The sequence below is a fragment of the Mesorhizobium sp. B2-4-2 genome (assembly GCF_006442845.1).
In the GTDB taxonomy this organism is placed as follows: Bacteria; Pseudomonadota; Alphaproteobacteria; order Rhizobiales; family Rhizobiaceae; genus Mesorhizobium.
In genome coordinates this window covers 1-18460 of record NZ_VFVM01000021.1, presented here as the reverse complement: position 1 = coordinate 18460, position 18460 = coordinate 1, and the positions used below count along the sequence as shown (strand labels likewise).

At 63.6% G+C, this 18460-nt stretch carries 21 protein-coding genes; 7 read left to right on the top strand and 14 right to left on the bottom strand.

Annotated elements, in window-relative coordinates; translation table 11 throughout:
* Window positions 1–80 precede the first annotated feature (80 nt).
* The 3 genes from FJ942_RS27825 to FJ942_RS27815 are packed head-to-tail and all read left to right on the top strand — an operon-like array spanning window position 81 to window position 1213.
* On the top strand, window positions 81–314 hold the full coding sequence (locus FJ942_RS27825) for a type II toxin-antitoxin system HicA family toxin (protein ID WP_224519204.1): 234 nt from the start codon (window positions 81–83) through the stop codon (window positions 312–314).
* Complete coding sequence (locus tag FJ942_RS27820; protein WP_140494354.1) at window positions 311–652, top strand: type II toxin-antitoxin system HicB family antitoxin; 342 nt, start codon at window positions 311–313, stop codon at window positions 650–652. Before FJ942_RS27825 ends, FJ942_RS27820 begins: the two co-directional genes overlap by 4 nt.
* A 51-nt stretch (window positions 653–703) precedes the next feature.
* A complete protein-coding gene (locus FJ942_RS27815) occupies window positions 704–1213 on the top strand; it encodes a histidine phosphatase family protein (protein WP_140494356.1) in 510 nt (169 codons plus the stop codon).
* 47 nt (window positions 1214–1260) lie between these two features.
* Here FJ942_RS27815 and FJ942_RS27810 read toward each other — a convergent pair whose 3' ends face one another.
* From FJ942_RS27810 to FJ942_RS28655, 6 genes are all read right to left on the bottom strand, one after another.
* Window positions 1261–1500 (bottom strand): DUF680 domain-containing protein, encoded by a 240-nt coding sequence (locus FJ942_RS27810; protein WP_140670121.1) that lies wholly within the window; start codon window positions 1498–1500, stop codon window positions 1261–1263.
* 190 nt (window positions 1501–1690) lie between these two features.
* Window positions 1691–1918, bottom strand: a complete 228-nt coding sequence (locus FJ942_RS27805) for a DUF680 domain-containing protein (RefSeq protein ID WP_140494359.1) — start codon at window positions 1916–1918, stop codon at window positions 1691–1693.
* A gap of 44 nt (window positions 1919–1962) precedes the next feature.
* Window positions 1963–2166 carry a DUF680 domain-containing protein gene (locus FJ942_RS27800; RefSeq protein WP_140515477.1) on the bottom strand — a complete coding sequence of 68 codons (204 nt, stop codon included), beginning with the start codon at window positions 2164–2166 and terminating at the stop codon, window positions 1963–1965.
* Between the two features lie 504 nt (window positions 2167–2670).
* The gene (gene dapB, locus FJ942_RS27795; protein ID WP_140899593.1) at window positions 2671–3444 is read right to left on the bottom strand and encodes a 4-hydroxy-tetrahydrodipicolinate reductase; all 774 of its coding nucleotides are present in this window, start codon (window positions 3442–3444) and stop codon (window positions 2671–2673) included.
* 8 nt (window positions 3445–3452) lie between these two features.
* On the bottom strand, window positions 3453–5546 hold the full coding sequence (locus tag FJ942_RS27790; RefSeq protein ID WP_140899591.1) for an ATP-dependent helicase: 2094 nt from the start codon (window positions 5544–5546) through the stop codon (window positions 3453–3455).
* A gap of 69 nt (window positions 5547–5615) precedes the next feature.
* Complete coding sequence (locus FJ942_RS28655; protein ID WP_181165130.1) at window positions 5616–5789, bottom strand: hypothetical protein; 174 nt, start codon at window positions 5787–5789, stop codon at window positions 5616–5618.
* A gap of 110 nt (window positions 5790–5899) precedes the next feature.
* Between FJ942_RS28655 and FJ942_RS28650 the strand changes: the two genes are divergently transcribed.
* A complete protein-coding gene (locus FJ942_RS28650) occupies window positions 5900–6040 on the top strand; it encodes a hypothetical protein (protein WP_181170056.1) in 141 nt (46 codons plus the stop codon).
* Between the two features lie 213 nt (window positions 6041–6253).
* Here the strand turns inward: FJ942_RS28650 and FJ942_RS27785 are convergent, their stop codons facing one another.
* The 3 genes from FJ942_RS27785 to FJ942_RS27775 are packed head-to-tail and all read right to left on the bottom strand — an operon-like array spanning window position 6254 to window position 9861.
* On the bottom strand, window positions 6254–7411 hold the full coding sequence (locus FJ942_RS27785; RefSeq protein WP_140494367.1) for a M20 aminoacylase family protein: 1158 nt from the start codon (window positions 7409–7411) through the stop codon (window positions 6254–6256).
* Window positions 7412–7429: 18 nt separating this feature from the next.
* Complete coding sequence (locus FJ942_RS27780; protein ID WP_140899589.1) at window positions 7430–8656, bottom strand: Zn-dependent hydrolase; 1227 nt, start codon at window positions 8654–8656, stop codon at window positions 7430–7432.
* Window positions 8653–9861, bottom strand: a complete 1209-nt coding sequence (locus tag FJ942_RS27775; protein ID WP_140515473.1) for a diaminopropionate ammonia-lyase — start codon at window positions 9859–9861, stop codon at window positions 8653–8655. Before FJ942_RS27775 ends, FJ942_RS27780 begins: the two co-directional genes overlap by 4 nt.
* A gap of 96 nt (window positions 9862–9957) precedes the next feature.
* On the opposite strand from FJ942_RS27775, the gene FJ942_RS27770 reads away from it, so the two are divergent.
* Window positions 9958–10443 carry an Lrp/AsnC family transcriptional regulator gene (locus tag FJ942_RS27770; protein ID WP_181165174.1) on the top strand — a complete coding sequence of 162 codons (486 nt, stop codon included), beginning with the start codon at window positions 9958–9960 and terminating at the stop codon, window positions 10441–10443.
* Window positions 10444–10512: 69 nt separating this feature from the next.
* Window positions 10513–11655: an NAD(P)/FAD-dependent oxidoreductase gene (locus FJ942_RS27765; RefSeq protein ID WP_140899587.1), complete on the top strand. Its 1143-nt coding sequence runs from the start codon at window positions 10513–10515 to the stop codon at window positions 11653–11655.
* Between the two features lie 11 nt (window positions 11656–11666).
* Here the strand turns inward: FJ942_RS27765 and FJ942_RS27760 are convergent, their stop codons facing one another.
* The 4 genes from FJ942_RS27760 to FJ942_RS27745 form a co-directional block, all read right to left on the bottom strand.
* The gene (locus tag FJ942_RS27760) at window positions 11667–13775 is read right to left on the bottom strand and encodes a molybdopterin oxidoreductase family protein (RefSeq protein ID WP_140899585.1); all 2109 of its coding nucleotides are present in this window, start codon (window positions 13773–13775) and stop codon (window positions 11667–11669) included.
* Between the two features lie 157 nt (window positions 13776–13932).
* A complete protein-coding gene (locus FJ942_RS27755) occupies window positions 13933–15810 on the bottom strand; it encodes an ABC-F family ATP-binding cassette domain-containing protein (protein ID WP_140494379.1) in 1878 nt (625 codons plus the stop codon).
* 136 nt (window positions 15811–15946) lie between these two features.
* Window positions 15947–16396, bottom strand: a complete 450-nt coding sequence (locus FJ942_RS27750) for a MucR family transcriptional regulator (RefSeq protein ID WP_140494381.1) — start codon at window positions 16394–16396, stop codon at window positions 15947–15949.
* 320 nt (window positions 16397–16716) lie between these two features.
* Window positions 16717–17229, bottom strand: coding sequence for a DinB family protein (locus FJ942_RS27745; RefSeq protein WP_140494383.1), 513 nt, complete (start codon window positions 17227–17229; stop codon window positions 16717–16719).
* Window positions 17230–17294: 65 nt separating this feature from the next.
* Here FJ942_RS27745 and FJ942_RS27740 point away from each other — a divergent pair, with 65 nt between their 5' ends.
* On the top strand, window positions 17295–17987 hold the full coding sequence (locus FJ942_RS27740; protein ID WP_140494385.1) for a glutathione S-transferase family protein: 693 nt from the start codon (window positions 17295–17297) through the stop codon (window positions 17985–17987).
* Between the two features lie 63 nt (window positions 17988–18050).
* On the opposite strand, the gene FJ942_RS27735 is transcribed toward FJ942_RS27740, so the two are convergent.
* On the bottom strand, window positions 18051–18299 hold the full coding sequence (locus tag FJ942_RS27735; protein ID WP_224680492.1) for a DUF2934 domain-containing protein: 249 nt from the start codon (window positions 18297–18299) through the stop codon (window positions 18051–18053).
* Window positions 18300–18460: the final 161 nt, after the last annotated feature.

Here is an 18460-nt window from a genome sequence, read left to right as displayed (position 1 = left end):
CATTTTTGCAGTCATAATTTGATTGCAAACTTTGGCGCACCCGCCTATCTCATGCTTGCATGAACAGCAAGCATAGGCGCGTGCTCAAGGCGATATTCACCGATCCAGTTTCGGGCAGTATCGAATGGATTGCCGTCGAAACCTTGCTGGTCGCCGTTGGTTGCCAGGTGATCGAAGGAAGCGGCTCACGCGTGCGTTTTGTCTTTAAGAGCGAAGTCGAGACGTTCCACCGGCCACACCCTTCAAAGGAAGCAAAGCGATATCAAGTACGGGATGCTCGCCAATTCTTGTCGAGGATCGGAGTGAAGCCATGAATGCGATGACCTACAAGGGCTATTCGGCCCGTGTTGATTATGATGACGATGACGAGATTTTCTTCGGCCGTATTGCCGGTATTCGAGACGGCGTATCCTTCCATTCAGAAACTGTCGCGGGGCTAAAAGCCGCCTTCCATGAAGCCGTGGACGACTATGTCGAAACTTGCGCGAAAATCGGTAAGTCGCCGCAAAGACCTTATTCCGGCAATCTCATGTTGCGCGTTGACCCCTCGGTTCATTCAAAAGTCGCAATGGCAGCGGAACTCGCAGGCAAGAGCCTGAACCAGTGGGGAGAAGAAGTCTTGCGCGAGGCCGCCGAAAAGCAAATTGCCTGAACCAGCAGCTGTCCTGCCTCCATCTGCATCCGCCATTCGACCGGGAGTATCGTGAAACAGTTGTTTGTGCTGCGCCACGCCAAGTCGAGTTGGGACGATCCCAACCTCCCCGATTTCGACCGGCCGCTCGCCGAACGCGGATTGAAGGCGGCCCAATTGATAGGGCGCGAACTCGCGACGCGCGGGTGGCTGCCGGACCAGGCGCTGGTATCGCCGGCGCTGCGCACCCGCGAGACCTGGCGGCTGGTGGACGCGGAGTTGCCAGCGCATCCACGAGTCGCGTTCTCCGAGGCGCTTTATGAAGCCTCAGCGACGGATATTCTGAGCCAGATTCGTCAAGCCGATCCGTCGAACGACAGCTTGCTGGTGGTCGGCCACAATCCCGGTCTGCAATATCTGGCGAAACAGCTTGCCGGGCCAGGGTCAGAGGCCAAGGCGCGCAGGAGGCTCGAAGGAAAATTTCCAACGGCAGCCTTTGCGCGCCTCGTTTTCCAGGGCGACTGGTCCAACCTGTCGTCCGCGCGGCTGACGCATTGCCTGCGTCCGAAGGATCTGCGCTAGAAATCCGGGGTTAAGCTGGCAGCCAAGGCCGCTGCGTGTCCGGGACGTTAATTGCCCCAGATGCCTTGGCCGGGTTCGGGCCAGTCGGTCGTGGGCTTCGTCTTGGCATCGCCTGTCTCGTGGCTGGCCATGCCCGTATCCTTGAGCGCGCCGGTGACAAGGTGGTCCACGCCCGCCATCGGGGCGACGGGCTGGTTGGCATTGTCGGAGCCATAATGGTCGCTGCCGGCAAAGGCGCTGCCGGTCGCAACGAGGATGGCGGCGGTGGCGAGGGCGATCTTGTTCATTTCAATCTCCTGGATTCATCCGTTAGGCGGCGTCTTGGGAGGACGGTTCCGCTAAGGACAAGACCCCAGGCACTCCTGTTTTATTCCTGGGCTCGGATTGTTTTCTGCCGAGCTTGGAGGATTGGTCATGCGCAAAAAACAAGAGCGGCGGGCCAGGCCCACCGCTCTTTGTGGTCGAAGACTTACAGAATCAACGGCCCCAGATGCCCTGGCCAGACTGAGCCGGCACGTTGGCATTCGCGTCGCCCTGCGCCTTTATGGACTTGGTGATCGAGCCGGTATGCGTGGTGTCGATGTTGGAGGTCGACTGGTTGGCAACCGGCTGGTTGACATTGTTGGAACCATAATTGTCGCTGCCGGCAAAGGCGCTGCCCGTGGCAATGAGAATGGCGGCGGCGGTAAGAGCGATCTTGGTCATTTCTTTACTCCTGAGTTCAAGTTGGTTGATGTCGGCAGTCGCGATTAGCGGCCGAAAAGGTTGCGGTCGGCGCCCTGCGAAGCCGGGGCCTGGACGGTTCCGTTCGTCTTCGAGGTCGAAGCGGTGACGGAATGGTCGACAGCGGCGGCGGGCTGATTGGCGTTGGCCGAACCATAATTGTCGCTGCCGGCGAAAGCGGTGCCCGTGGCAACGAGGATGGCGGCGGCGGTAAGAGCGATCTTGGTCATTTTGGTTACTCCAGTATGTTTGTTCTGTCCGTCTAGTGGCGTGCCCTTGGGAGGATTTCGCGTCGCTCGGACCACCCCGAGATGGGTCTGCGGTGTTGTCGTTTCCAGTCACGAAAATGTGCCAAAAAAGCTGTGGGACGGCCCTTGAAATTGAAACGACATCGCTGGCTGCCACAATTTTATCTTGTTGAACCAACGGTTTATTGAGAAAACTCCATTGAGCCCACCCGTTTGCGCAGAGCGTACGTTCACCGTTTGATGTACGGTCCGTCAACACAAATCGAACCGAACGGTTCGGTTTTATCTACGTAAGGCCCGCGCGAGTGGCCGCATCCGGGCGTTTGCTTGCGGCTGGGTCGACATTGTCGCTTGCAAACGGGCTGAAGGACGCGCCAAGAGGCGCGCCGCATTCTCCACGCGGAGGCTTCGCCTCCGGTCGCGGCAGGCTCAAGCTTTCAGTCATTTTGACGACTGGAGAAATGGAAAGCGGCGGGTTCTGGCCCGTCAAGAAGCGCCAAAGCCAAGGACGTCGCGCATATCGTATTGACCGGGCGGTCGCCCGGTCACCCAGAGGGCTGCGGCGATGGCGCCACGGGCGAACATGACGCGGTCCTCGGCCGCATGCGACAGGGTGACGATCTCGCCCCCGGTGCAGAAGCTGACGCTGTGCTCGCCGACGATACTGCCGCCGCGCAGCATCGCGAAGCCGATCTCGCCGGCAGGCCGCGCACCGGTGACACCGTCGCGAACACGCCTCGCCATCGCATTGAGTTCGACGCCGCGTCCGTCGGCAATGGCTTGGCCGAGCATCAGGGCGGTGCCCGATGGCGCATCGATCTTGTGGCGGTGATGCGCCTCTAAAATCTCTGCATCCCAGTCCGCGGGACCGAGCGCTCTCGCCGCCTGCTCGACCAATCCGACCAGCATGTTGAGCCCAAGCGAAAAGCTCCCGGAGCGTACGATGACAACGGTTTTCGCGGCATCGGCGATGGCTGCCAATTCAGCGTCATCGAAACCGGTCGAGCCAATGACCATGGCAGGCCCGCGACGGCCGGCGCAGGCTCTCGCCAGATCGGCCGATGCCGCCGGCGTGGTGAAATCGACGACCACATCGGCCAGGCCGAGCGCCTCGTCGCGACTGACCAGGCCATCGCCGACGACGCCCGGTCGATGAAAGCGGGCAGTAAGCGCCAGCCGCGAGTCGGCCTGCACGGCGTCCGCCATCTGGCGCCCCATGCGGCCGAGCGCACCGGCAATTGCGATCCTGACTGGCGCCATCGCCGCGACTATTTCCACATGCCGCGCATGCGCGCGCCAATGTCGACGCGTATCTCCGGCCGGGGCGCCCTGCCCGGCGCTGCTTGCGCTGCCGGCCATACCGTCTGTTCGAATGCCGCAAGGAGGGAGGCCGGGATGAAGCGCGTGCGCGAGGCATAGACATGGCGGTCGCCGCGCGCCGCCTGGCCATGCGCAAAGAAGCGCTGCGGCATGACCAGGTTGAGGCTGTCCTTGGCCCTTGTCATCGCCACGTAAAGCAGCCGGCGCTCCTCCTCGATATCTTCCCTGGTACCAACGCCGAGATCGGCCGGAATGCAGCCATCGACGGTGTTGAGCACAAACACGTTCTTCCACTCCTGGCCCTTGGCCGAGTGGATGGTCGACAGGATCAAATAATCCTCGTCGCGGTGCGGCGGCCCGGCCTGGTCGCTGGTCGCGTCCGGCGGATCGAGCGTCAGCTCGGTCAGGAACCGTTCGCGCGAAGCGTAGCCGGATCCGATCTGCTCGAGCTGCAGAAGGTCGGCCCGGCGCGTGGTTGCGTCCTCGTGGATGCGCTCGAGATGCGGCTCGTACCAGAGCCTGACCTGTTCGAGATCGGCCGGCCATTTGGCGCCGGCACGCAGGCCGGAGTAGAGCGAGACGAAGCCCGGCCAGTCATCCGCCGCGCGCTGCGGCGGCCGCCAGCCGGCAAGGCCCATCGCCTCGTCCAGCGCCGATGTCATCGTCTCGACGACCTGCGCGGCGGCCGACGGGCCGATGCCGGGCAAAAGCTGCAGCACGCGAAATCCGGCGACGCGGTCGCGCGGGTTTTCGGCAAAGCGCAGCACCGCCAGCACATCCTTGACGTGAGCGGCATCGAGGAATTTCAGCCCACCGAACTTGACGAAGGGAATGTTGCGCCGCGTCAGCTCGATTTCCAGAGGCCCGCTGTGGTGCGAGGCGCGAAACAGCACCGCCTGCGATTTCAGCGCCGTGCCGGCCTCGCGCTCGGCCAGGATGGCCTCGCAGACGAAATTGGCCTGTTCGACCTCGTCGCGTACAGTCACCAGCCTCGGCTTGGCGGCGGATTTGCGTTCCGACCACAGGTTTTTGGTGAAGCGTTCCGAGGCCTCGCCGATCACGGCATTGGCGGCGGCCAAAATGGTTTCGGTCGAGCGGTAGTTGCGCTCCAGCATCACCACATCGGCGGCCTGCGCGAACTGCTTGGGAAAGTCCAGGATGTTGCGCACCTCGGCGGCGCGGAACGAATAGATCGATTGCGCATCGTCGCCGACCACCGTCAGCCCGGCGCCATCGGGTTTGAGCGCCATGAGGATCGAGGCCTGCAGCCGGTTGGTATCCTGGTATTCGTCGACCAGCACATGGTCGAAGCGCCCGCCCAGATGCATCGCTATCTCCGGTTCGGCCGTCATCTGCGCCCAGTAGAGCAGCAGGTCATCGTAATCGAGCACGTTCTGCGCCTGCTTGGCCTCGACATAGCCGGCGAACAGCTGCTTCAGCTGTTCGCCCCATCCGGCGCACCACGGAAAGGCGGAGCCCAGCACCTCGCCGAGCGGCGCCTGCGCGTTGACGGCGCGCGAATAGATGGCAAGGCAGGTGCCCTTGGTCGGAAAGCGCGCTTCCGCCTTCGAGAAGCCGAGTTCGTGGCGCACCAGGTTCATCAGGTCGGCCGAATCCTCGCGATCGTGGATGGTGAACGCCGGATCGAGGCCGATCTCCTGCGCGTAATCGCGCAGTAGCCGTGCACCGATGCCATGGAAGGTGCCGGCCCAGGTCAGCGCGTCAGTGACGATCGAGGCGTCACGGCCGAGCACCTCGCCAGCGATGCGCTCGACGCGCCTGGCCATTTCGGAGGCGGCGCGACGTGAAAACGTCATCAGCAGGATGCGGCGCGGATCAGCGCCCTTGACGATGAGATGGGCTACGCGATGCGCCAGCGTGTTGGTCTTGCCCGAGCCGGCGCCGGCAATGACCAGCAGCGGTCCGGCGATCCTGCCGTCGCCATGCTCGACAGCCTGGCGTTGGGCATCGTTCAGCCTTGCGAGATAAGCAGGCTGGTCGGTCGGTTCCCGAAATGTCGAATCATGAGCGGCAAGGTTCATCGCCCATCAAGCATCGTTTCCGCTTTGTTCGCAACAAGGAAGCGGCGCGGCGAGCTCAAGGTCGACAGGTCAGCGTTCCGGATCGACACCCATCGCTGCCGACTGCCTGCGCAATGTCTCCCGATCATTCTTCGGGACTGGCAGCAACAGGGGATCGACGGTGTCAGGTACGTCCTCGATCAGCTTGCGCGCGAGGCGGTAAGTGACGAAGGCGATGGTGCAGGCCAAGAGCAGACGGATCATCCAGCAGTCCTCCTTTGCCTGATCCAACCGGAGACATGAGCTTTTGTTCCTCGGCTTGATCGTCGCAACCAAACGGAAGTCGTCTCGTTGTCAGACGAGAGGAGGTAGCGATGAAGAAGCTCTCCCTAGGCCTTCTGCTGATCGTTCTGGCCGTGTCGGCCTGCGACAACAACGTCCCGCCAACCAAGGCTCCGGCAGCGGAAAACCCGCACGCCGACGGCAATCCTGTAGCCGGTAAGACCGGCAAATGAGTTGACATGCGTGCAGCAACGCCGCGGACCACGGCGGGACAGCACAAAGCACAGCCTGGAAAGGACGGCCGGCGCCGCTTGGGAGGTGCCTGATAGCGCCGGCCAGGCGGATATCAGGTCCGCCGCAATATGGATGTTAGCTGAGTCTTGCCGTAGCGTCATGGGGATTCCACCCCTTTGGCTTCCCGCCAAATTCCGGAACGACCGCGCCGTTCATGCTCCCAATCGCCGTCTGACGACCGCGGCATGGAAATTCGTGCCGAACAGCAGGCCGTCATCGTTGAAGTCGTAGCTCGGATTGTGCAGCGGCGCCGTGTCGCCATTGCCGAGGAAGACGAAGCAACCGGGCACGTGAGCGAGGAAACGGGCAAAATCCTCAGAGCCGGTCATCGGCTCGCGGGCGACGGCGACGCCTTCGGGCGCGAACACGTTTCCGGCGGCTGCAAAGGCCTCGTCGACCAATTCGGCGTCGTTGTGCAGCGGCACGAATTCCCTGCTGTAGGCGACCTCGGCGGTGACGTTGTAGGCGGCGGCGGTGCCGGCGGCGATGGTGCGCATCTGCTTCTCGATCTCGGCGCTGACCTCGGGGCGAAAGCTGCGGGCGTCTCCCAGGATACGGGCAAGGCCGGGCAGCGCGTTGCGGGTGCCGTCGGTGATCAGCTCGGTTACCGAGACCACCGATATGTCGGCCGGGCTCAGCCGGCGCGAGACGATGGTTTGCAGATTGGTGACCAGCGCGCAAGCGGCGACCAGTGTCTCCCGGCCGTCCTGCGGCCCGGCAGCGTGGCCGCCGCGGCCTCTCAGAACAATCTCGAAGATATCCTCGGCCGACATCATCGGGCCGGGGCGGGTTTCGAAATGGCCAATCGGCAATCCGGGCAGATTGTGCAGGCCGAAAATCTCATCGAAGGGAAAGCGGCGCATCAACCCATCGTCGAGCATGGCCAGCGCGCCCCTGCCCCACTCCTCGGCCGGCTGAAAGATGAAGCGCACCGTGCCGTTGAACCCGCCCTCCCCGGCCAGCAGCTTCGCCGCGCCGAGCAGCATGGTGGTGTGGCCGTCATGGCCGCAGGCGTGCATGATTCCGGGATTTTGCGAGCCATAGGCCACAGCCGATTGCTCGGTGATGCGCAGGGCATCCATATCGGCCCTGAGCGCGATCGCCCTGTTGCCGCTGCCGCGCTTCAGCGTGCCGACGACGCCGGTGCCGCCGACGCCCTCGGTCACATCGTCGAGGCCGAATTCGCGCAGTTTGGCAGCGACGAAGGCCGCGGTGCGCTTTTCCTCGAACCCGAATTCCGGATGGGCATGCAGATCGCGCCGCCAGCCGGTCATCTCCTGCTTCAAGGCATCGAGATCGATTTTGGCCATTTCTCCGCCCCTCTCAAACTAGGTTGCAAGTCGGGTGACGACATCGAGCAGAATGTTGGCGCCGGCGACGAGCTCGGTATCCTCGGTGTATTCGCGCGGATTATGGCTGATGCCGCCGGCGCTCGGCACGAAGATCATCGCGGCAGGTGCGATACGCGCCATCATCTGCGCATCATGGCCGGCGCCGGACGTCATGCGCTTCGAAACCAGCCCGCGACTGATGGCAGCGGCCTCGATCAGCTCCACGATGCGGCTGTCGAAGATCACCGGCTCGAAGCGCGCCAGCCGCTCGACCGAGATCGTCACGCCTTCGGCGGCGGCGAGTTCTTCGAGGTGAGCGGCGAGTGCTGCTTCCTCCGCCTGCAGCCGGTGCTCGAAAGGATCGCGCAGGTCGATGGTGAAGACCGCTCGCGAGGGAATGACGTTGATGGCGTTGGGCTCGAAAAGCATCGTGCCGACGGTGGCGACGGTCGGCGTGTTCGAAGCCTTGGCACGATCGTGCAGGAAGGCGACGACACGGGCGGCCGCATGGCCGGCGTCGCTGCGCATCGACATCGGCGTGGTGCCGGCATGGTTGGCGACCCCGTCGATGGTGATGCGCTGCCAGGAGATGCCTTGCAGGTTTTCCACCGCGCCGATCGGCACGCCTTCGCGCTCCAGCACCGGGCCCTGCTCGATATGCAGTTCGAGATAGGTATGCGGCTTGAGGAAGCCCGGCTGCTCGTCGCCGGCATAGCCGATGCGCGCCAGTTCCTGCCCGAGCACGCTGCCGTCGGTCCCCACGGCCGCCAGCGCCTCGTCGATCGCAACACCGCCGGCATGAACCAGCGAGCCCATCATGTCGGGGGAATAGCGCACGCCTTCCTCATTGGTGAAGGCGGCGACGGCCAACGGGCGCGACAGGACAAAGCCTGACGCCTTCAGTGTCTCGATTGCCTCCAGCCCAGCCAGCACGCCGTAGCAGCCGTCATAAATGCCGGCATCTATGACCGTATCGATATGCGAGCCTATCAGGATCGGCGCCTGCCCGGCATTCCCAGGCGTCCGCCAGATGCCGAAGATATTGCCCATGCGGTCGATGGCGACTTCGAGCCCCGCCTCGCGCAACCAGCCGACGAAGCGGTCGCGGCCCTGCCGGTCGGCGCCCGAGGCGGCAAGCCGCACCAGCCGGCCCTCGCCGTCGCGGCCGATGGCGCCGAGGTCCCGAATACGGCCAAGCAGCCGCCGCGCGTCGACCGAGATCATGGCGTTGCTCCAGAAAGTACCTTGCCCGCAAGCACGTCCGCGGCGGCCACGCCGACGAGTTCGGCATAACGCCTGGGATCGGTTGCGCCTTCGGTGTTGACGACCAGCACCCGCGAGAGCCGGTCGAGGCCGAGTTCGGCCTTGTTGTCGGCCAGCGCCCGGATCAGTCCGGCCAGGCCGACCCCGCCGCTTTCGCCGGCAACGATGGCCGGATCGCCGCCGGCCGGCCGCGCAAGCCTCCGCATCACAGCGACCGCATCCTCCTCGTCGACGGTCATGAAGGCATCGGCGGCACGCGCCAGCACGCGCCAGGCGACAGGCGACGCCTCGTAGCATTCGAGCATCGCCATGACAGTCGCTTCGCCATGCGCGATCTTGACAGGATGGCCAGCCCTGGCGGCGCCCAGGATACAAGCGGCACGTGCGGGCTCGACCACGGTGAAGACCGGCCTGGCATCACCGAGCACGATGGCGAGATGGCCAGCCACGGCAGCGGCAATGCCGCCGACCCCGGCCTGGACGAAGACGTGGGTGGGCGGTTCGCCGAGCTGGCGCAGCGCCTCGCGCATGATCGCGGTGTAGCCTTGCATGACGAGGCCTGGAATGCGCTCATAGCCCGGCCACGACGTATCGGACACGACGGTCCAGCCCTTGTCCGCCGCGACGCGTGCGGCTTGCCTGACCGAATCATCGTAGTTGCCGTCGACGCGGATCATCTCGGCGCCGTAGCGGGCGATAGCCGTGATGCGCTCGTCGCTGACGCCGGCATGGACGAAGATCGCCGCCCTCGCGCCGACAAGCCGCGCGCCCTGTGCCACCGAGCGGCCGTGATTGCCGTCGGTCGCGCAAGCCATCGTCATGGTGGCGGCGACCGCCCTGACATCGGGCTGATCGAGATCGGCGATGCCGAGCGGCCTGCCAAGCCGGCGGCCGGCTTCCTCCAGCACCAGATGAACGACGGCATAAGCGCCCCCAAGCGCCTTGAAGCTACCGAGGCCGAGGCGAAAACCCTCATCCTTGAGGTGGATGGCGCCAATGCCCAGTTCGGAGGCCAGCGCCGGCAGCGCATGCAGCGGCGTCTCCTGATGATTGTCGCGATGGGACAGGAAACGCTCGGCCGCGTCGGCCCCCGCAACCCCGAGCGTTTCGGCGTCGACCGGATCGAGTGGGCTGCCGTGCAAGGCATTGCGGTTGAGCAGGAACATCAAGGCCTCCTTGGCTGACGACGAGACTATATTGCAAGGCAGGCGCAAAAAGCGCTGTATTCAAGGTGCCGAAATGCAAGTTTGTTTCTTCAGGACATGCCATTGCCCGCTTTGCCAGCCTCGCTCGACAGTTTCGACCTCGCCATTCTCGCCGTGCTGCAGAAGGACAACACGACGCCGCAGCGACTGATCGGCGAGGCCGTGAACCTGTCGGCGCCGGCGGTGCAGCGCCGTATCAAGCGCATGCAACAGACCGGCGTCATCGCGGCCAATGTCGCGGTCATCGAACCGGCGGCGGTCGGCCAGCCCATCACCATCTTCGTCGAGGTCGAACTCGAAAGCGAACGCACCGAACTGATCGACGCGGCCAAGCGGCAATTCCTGGCGGCGCCTGAAGTCCAGCAGTGCTACTATGTGACAGGCGAGGCCGACTTCATCCTGGCCATCACGGTGGCCGACATGAGCGCCTATGAGGCGCTGACGCGGCGCCTGTTCTTCAACAGCAACAATGTCCGCAAATTCCGCACCTTCGTGGCCATGGACCGCGTCAAGGTCGGCCTGACGGTGCCGCTGCCGGGATGAGCGATCAGGTTGCATGTCTGGCATGCTTTCGCCATTCTCCGCATCGCGAATTAGCGGCGGGAGGCGCGCTTGCACGACACCACCCCGGTTGCGATTATCGGTGCCGGGCCGGCGGGCCTGGCCGTTGCCGCGTGCCTGCGGCAGGCCGGGGTCGACTTCATCTTGCTTGAAAAAGAGCAGCAGCCCGCTCCCGCCTGGCGGCGCCACTACCAGCGCGTCCACCTGCACACGACCAAGCGCTATTCATCCCTGCCCTTCGTGCCCTTCCCCAGGCATTATCCGCGCTATGTGCCACGTGATCTGTTCGTCAAATACCTCGATACCTATGCGCAACGCTTCGATCTGCGGCCCCGCTTTGGAGAAGCGGTGCGTGCGATCCGCCGGCAGGGCAGAAGCTGGGGCGTCGAAGCGACATCAGGCACCGTGCGCGCTTCCCATGTGGTGATTGCCTCGGGATACAATGCCGAGCCGCTGATGCCGGCATTCGCCGGCGCCGGCAGTTTCAAGGGCAAAAGTCTGCACAGCGCGGATTACCGCAACAGCACGCCGTTTGCCGGCCAGTCGGTGCTGGTCATCGGCATGGGCAACACCGGCGCCGAGATCGCGCTCGACCTGGCGGAAGGCGGCGCGCATCCGACGATCTCCGTGCGCGGCGGCGTCCATATCGTGCCGCGCGAACTGCTCGGGGTGCCCATCCAGGTCGTCAGCATGGCGACGCGCCTGGGGCCGCGACGCGTCAATGACGCCGTCTTCCCTATCATCCTCGATCTGGTGTTGGGCAGGCTGGAGAAATATGGGCTCAAACGGCCCAAGCAGGGATTGCTGGAGCAGATATCCCTGGCGTCGCGCATCCCGGTGATCGATGTCGGCACCATCGGCAAGATCCGCGAAGGCGCGATCAAGGTCGCGCCCGACATTGCCGAGATATCAGAAGGCGGCGCCCGTTTCGTCGATGGTCGGCACAGCGACTTCGACGCGATCATCTTCGCCACCGGCTACCGCCCAGCCTATGCCAAATTCCTCCAGCCCGGCGTCGAGCCTGGCGCCAGCGGCGTCAATGCGCGCGCTTCGGAACTCGGTCTTTATCTCGTCGGCTTCCACAATTCGGTCACCGGCCTGCTGCGCGAAATCGGAATCGAAGCCCAGGCGATCGCCGACGACATTCGTCTCCGGCAGAACAGAAAAAGGACGGCCGAAACCCTGCCGGTATGAGCTGAGGCCGCTCAGCTTGCCTTGCGCAGCCACACCTTGTTGTCGTGGAATGCCGCGCCGCCATAGGGTGCGGGCGCATCGGCGCCAGTCAGCACGTTGATGCCCTCGCCGCGCTCATGCGCGCTGTTCGGCCAGATGCCTTCGGCGATCACCACGCCGCGCTTGATGCCGTCGAACAGCCTCGCATGCAGCACCACCTCGCCGCGCGCATTGCCGAGTTCGACACGATCGCCCTCTGCCAAACCGTGTGCGGCGGCATCGTCGGGATGCAAGAGCAATTCCGGCCGGCCCTCCTTGGCCTTCGACACCGGCGTCTCGGAAAAGGTCGAGTTGAGGAAGTTGCGCGCCGGCGACGTAGCCAGCCGGAACGGATGCGCCTCGTCGGCAACCTCGATCAGGTCGACATGATCGGGAAATTGCGGCAACTGCTCCACCGGGCCGAACAGGCCCATGCTTTTCGGCGGCCGGTTGGGGGCGGCTTGTCCGGTCCAATCGGCGCGGAAGCGGAATTTGCCGTCCGCATGGCCGAAGCCCTTGGTGAAATGCGCGGTTTCGAAATCCGGCTGCAAGTCGACCCATTTCTGCTCCTTCAGGCTGGCAAAGCTGCCCAGCCCGCGCTTGCCCAGAATGATATCGATATGCTGCTGTTCGGTGAGGCCGAAGCCCGGCCTGTCGGCGACTCCGAGGCGCTCAGCCAATTGCTCGATGACGAAATGGTTGGTGCGCGGCCCTTCCGGCGGCTCGATCAGCTTCGGACCGAGCGTGATGTGCTGGTTTCCGCCGCCCTTGTAGATGTCGTCATGCTCGACGAACATCGTTGCCGGCAGCACGACGTCGGCGAGCTTGGCCGTGTCGGTCATGAACTGCTCGTGCACGCAGGTGAACAGATCCTCACGCAAGAAACCCTGCTTCACCAGTCGCTGCTCGGGCGCGACATTGGCCGGGTTGGTGTTCTGGATGAGCAGCGCCGTCACCGGCGGCCCGCCATAGAGCGCATCCGGCGCTCCCGTCAGCACCGGGCCGATGCGCGAATGATCGAGATAGCGGATCGAGGGATTGCGCATGCGCGTGCCCTCCAGCACCTCTTGGTTGAGCTTGAAGATGCCGGAATTGGAGTGGAAGGCGCCGCCACCCTCATATTGCCAGGCGCCGGTGACGGCGGCGATGCAGGAGGCGGCATGCATGTTGACCGCGCCGTTGCGCTGGCGGGCAAAGCCGTAGCCGAGGCGGAAATAGGTTTTCCTGGTCATGCCGACGAGACGGGCAAAGTTCTCGATCTCGGCCACAGTCAGTCCAGTGATCGCGGCCGCCCATTCGGGTGAGCGCGTGCGCAGATGCGCTTCCAGACCTTTCGGGTCATCGGTGTATTTCTCGAGATAGGCGCGGTCGGCCAAGCCTTCCCTGAACAGCACATGGATGACCGCGCAAGCCAGCGCGCCATCGGTGCCAGGCTTCAGGACAAGGCCCATATCGGCCTGCTTCATCGTGGCGTTCTCATAGACGTCGATGACCACGATCCTGGCACCGCGCTCCTTGCGTGCCTTGATGGCGTGGGTCATGACGTTGACCTGGGTCACCACGGCATTGGTGCCCCAGATCACCACGCAATCGGACTTGGCCATTTCGCGCGGGTCGGGACCGCGCAGCGCGCCCGCCCCCATCATCCAGCCGGTCCAGGCCAGGTTGGTGCAGATCGAGCCAAAGAAGCCCGAATATTTCTTCGCATGCCGCAGCCGCTCGATACCGTCGCGCTGCACCAGCCCCATCGTGCCGGCATAGAAATAGGGCCAGACCGTCTCCGAGCCGTATTTTTCCTCGGCCGCGATGAATTTTTCGGCGACGAGATCCAGCGCCGCCTCCCAACTTGTTTCCTGCCAGGCGCCCTCGCCCTTGGCGCCTTTGCGCACCAGCGGCTTCAGCAAGCGGTCGGGATGGTGGACGCGGTCTGCGTAACGAGCAACCTTGGCGCAGACAACGCCGGCCGTATAGCTGTTGGACTTGGCGCCATGGACGCGGCCGATGCGGTTGCCGTCAAGCAACTCGACCTCGAGCGCGCAGGTCGACGGGCAATCATGCGGACAGGCCGAATGGCCGATGCGAAGGCTGGCGTGCTGGTTCATGGCACGTGTTTAGCCGTTTTCGAACAAGGCGTGTAGGGCCAGATCTGACCGTCCCCTTGAAGGAGAGGGTCGGCGCGTAGCGCCGGGGTGGGTTGTGGCGCAGACCCCCACCCCGCTCCGCTTCGCGGATCGACCCTCCCCACAAGGGGGAGGGTAACTACTCCGCCGTGCCTTCCTCATACTCGGCCGACATGGTCAGCCATTTTTCCTCGTGGCCGGCGAGCGTCTGGGCGAGTTGCGATCGCTCCTTGGCCAGCCTTGTCGCCGTCGAGGGATCCTTTTCGTAGATTGCTGGGTTGGCCAGTTCGTCCTCGATGCCGTCGATGCGCTTGCGGATGCGGTCCATCAGCGCTTCGGTGGCGCGAATTTCCTTGGCCAGCGGCTCAAAGGCGGCGCGGCGCTGGGCCGCCTCGCGGCGGCGGTCGGCCTTCGAGGCTTTTTCCGCCTCGCGCCGCTCGCGCCGGTCGCCGGACACGCCGGTGACCAGCGTCTTGTAATCTTCGAGGTCGCCGTCATAGGGATTGACCGCGCCATCCTTGACCAGCCACAGCCGGTCCGCCGTCGCTTCCAGGAGATGGCGGTCGTGCGAGATTAGGATGACGGCGCCGGGGAACTCGTTCAGCGCATGGATCAAGGATTCGCGGCTGTCGATGTCGAGATGATTGGTCGGCTCGTCAAGGATGAACAGGTTCGGCCCCTCGAAGGCCGACAGCCCCATCAACAGCCGCGCCTTCTCGCCGCCGGACAGGTCTTTCGCCGCCGTGTTCATCTTTTCGGTGGTGAGCCCAAACTGGGCGACACGGCCGCGCACTTTCGATTCCGGCGCTTCGGGCATCAGCCTGCGAACATGCTCGTAGGCGTTTTCCTCAGGCCTGAGATCGTCGAGCTGGTGCTGTGCAAAGATCGCCACCTTCAGCCCGGGCGCCACGGTCATGGTGCCGGTCTCCTGCTTCAGGCGACCGGACAGAAGCTTGGCGAAGGTCGATTTGCCGTTGCCATTCGCGCCAAGCAGCGCGATTCGGTCGTCGGCATCGATGCGCAAGGTCATTTTCTTCAGAATCGGCTCACCGGGGGTATAGCCGACATTGACATTGTTCAGCGCGACGATTGGCGAGGCCACCGTCTTCACCGGCTCCGGGAAAGAAAATGGCCGCACCGTGTCGTTCACGATGGCCGTGATCGGCTTCATCTTTTCAAGCGCCTTGATGCGGGACTGAGCCTGTCTTGCCTTGGATGCCTTTGCGCGAAAACGCTCGACGAAGGATTCCATATGCTTGCGGGCGGCTTCCTGCTTGATACGGCCCTTTTCCTGCTGTTCTTTCTGCTCGGTGTACTGGCGTTCGAACTGATCGTAGCCGCCGCGCCAGAAGGTCAGCTTCTTCTGGTCGAGATGGACGATCGAATTGACGGCGCGGTTAAGCAGGTCGCGATCGTGCGAGATCAGCAGCACCGTGTGCGGATATTTGGAAACATAGTTCTCGAGCCACAGCGTGCCTTCGAGATCGAGATAATTGGTCGGCTCGTCGAGCAGCAGAAGATCGGGTTCGGAAAACAGCACGGCAGCGAGTGCCACGCGCATGCGCCAGCCGCCGGAAAACGAGGAGGCCGGGCGGCGCTGCGCGGCGTCGTCGAAGCCGAGACCGGCCAGGATGGTGGCGGCGCGCGACTCGGCCGAATGCGCGTCGATATCGGCCAGCCGCATATGGATGTCGGCAATACGGTGCGGATCGGTCGCCGTCTTTTCCTCCTCGAGCAGCGCCGTGCGCTCGAGGTCGGCCTTGAGCACGATCTCGATCAGCGGCTCCTCGGTTCCGGGCGCTTCTTGCGCCACCTGGCCGATCCGCGTGTTCTTCGGCAGGCTGATCGAGCCCGTCTCGGAAGGGAAATCGCCTGTTATGGCCTTGAACAGCGTGGTCTTGCCGGTACCGTTGCGGCCGACAAGTCCGGCCTTGGTGCCGGCCGGCAAGGTCAGCGAGGCATGGTCGAGAAGCAAGCGCCCCGCCATGCGCAGCGAGAGGTCGTTGATGATAAGCATGGCCGCGCTTTTGCACGGGAGACCGGCGCTTCGCAAGACCTTGCGGGCCGGTTGGCCACGCAAGGCATGAAAACGGCGCGCGCAATGGCGCCGTCAACATCGCAGCTCAGAGGCTTCCGGCCGCGGTCGGCCGCGCTCAGGCGCTGGCTTTGCCGCGCTTTGTCGCCTTGGCCACAGGGGCCGGCGCTGCCGGCTTGCGGCCAAGTCCCGTCGACTTCGCCAGCGCTGACCGTGTCGCTGAGTAGTTCGGAGCGACCATCGGATAGTCGGGCGGCAGGCCCCATTTGGTGCGATACTCATCCGGGCTCAGCCCATAGTCCGTCCTGAGGTGCCGCTTGAGCGACTTGAACTTCTTGCCGTCCTCCAGGCAGACGATGTAGTCGGGAAAAACCGACTTCTTCGGGTTCACCGCAGGAACCAGGCTTGGGCTTTCCGCGACAACGGCACCTCCGAGCTTTCGCACCGAGGCACTGACGCTGGCAATCAGGTCAGGCAGGCCGGAAACCGGCAGCGGGTTGTTGCCGACATAGGCCGAGACAATGTCAGCGGTCAGCTCGATAACGGTCTTATCCTCGATATTTGACAAATCTTTCACCCTATTTGCGACAAAATCATCTACCCCAGAGAAGAATTTCGTCGATGCATTTATTTAACCGCGTCCCCCAAACGGACCAGCAAATCTCAAAACGAATCAAGACTTGCAGTCAAATATTTTTTAGGGAAATCGGCTCCGTGCAAACTAGAAAAGCTAATTTTTCGGGTCGGCAGACTTAGGCGGCCCGGTTGGAAGGCCAATATCTGTAAAACACGCGCCGTCGGTCATAACGCGCTCCAACGTCTTTCGGCCCTCAGTTCGCAGTTTCCGTGAAACGGTGAAAACTGCTCTATCGCAGCCGGCGGCCGAAATCAGGCGTATGCGCGCCCTTCCTCGGTGCGCTGGAAATGCGCCAGGTCGAGCTGCACGGAAGGGCGGCCCAGAACCGTCAGGATCATATGGGCCTGGCCGCGGTGGTGGGTCTGGTGGTTGAAGACGTGGTCGAGCGCCGGAGCCAGCCGTTGCGAGACGGTGCGCATGTCCGATACCGTCATGTATATAAAGCGGCCCGACAGCGCCTTGTCGCTCAAACCGCCAACCCAGTCGACGATCCGCCGGTCCTCCGCCTCGCGCGCCATGCGCAGGCCCGGCAACGCCTGGTACAGTATGGCGTCCAGCGCCGTCGGCGCATCGCCCTCGCCGGTAAAGCGCTTCATCCAGATGCGATCGGCGGCCAGGAGATGGTTGAGCGTGCCCTTCATCGAGCCGAAGAAAGCGCCGACGTCGCGATTGAATTCCTCTTCGTCGAGATCGGCGGCGGCATCGTAGATGCGGCCATTGGCCCATTGATTATAGGCCGCAAACATCATGAAGTGCCGTTTCATCTTTTCTCCCGCCGGCCTGTGTCGAGGCGTTGCGGGATACCTAAACCGCAAGGAAGCCGCCGCCAATGACCATTCTGCTTTATGATCTCGTCGGACGCGACGCCACCCGCCCCTTCAGCCCGCATTGCTGGAAGGCGACGATGGCGCTGGCTCATAAGGGGCTGGAGATCAGCGCGGTGCCGACACGTTTTCTCGAAGTGCCCCGCGTCGAGGGCGGCGCATCGAAACTCGTGCCGGTGATCCGCGACGGCGAGACGGTCGTCGCGGATTCCTTCGCCATCGCGCTTTATCTCGACGAAACCTATCCGGACCGGCCGTCGCTGTTTGGCGGCGAAGGCGGCAAGGCCATGGCGCGCTTCATCGAGCGCTGGTCGCAACTGACCATCCATCCCTATGTGACCACCGCCGCGATCATGGACCTTTATGCCATGCAGGATACGGAGAACGCCGCCTATTTCCGCCAGAGCCGGGAGCAGCGCCTGGGCAAGAGCCTGGAAGAGGTGATGGCCGCGCGGGATGCCGGGCTTGGCAATTTCAGGGCTTCGCTGGAGCCGCTGCGCTCGATGCTCGCCTATCAGCCATTCATCGGCGGAGATTCGCCCCTGTTCGCCGACTATATCGTGTTCGGCGCGCTGCAATGGGCACGCGTCGCCTCGCCCTACCCATTGCTCGACGACCACGATGTCGTGGCGCAGTGGTTCGCCCGCTGCCTCGACCTGCATGGCGGGCTGGGTCGAACGGTTGCGGCGGCCGCGTGAACCGTAGCGCCTGATCTTGCGGCAGGGCTAACGACGAGCCATCGGCTCCGATATGGCCAGGTCTTATTTGGCCGCCTTTTTTGGCTTACCGGGCTTGGCCGCGGTCTTGGCCTCTTTGGGCGCGGTTTTTGCCTTGCCGGCGACGGCCGCCTTTCTTGCTGGCTTCTTCAACCCGGATGACCCTGCATCCTCCTGGTCGATGTCGGCTGTCGCCTGTTGCCAATGGCGCTCATGCTGTCCGGCCGGTTGCCCTTCTTCCTGCCAGATATGATGTGCGCGGCTGCGAATGCGCTCCTGGCGATCGTCTGTCATGGTCATGGTCTCCATCCGGGCCGACCTCAGCGCGGCGCCGACATGTGACTATAGCAAGCAAAGCCTAATATTGCAGCCGTCCGATCTCGGGCTGGCGGCATCGCCGATATCGGCCCGGCACGCAAACGCGCATGGCGTCGACTTCCCCCGTCGACTTCCTC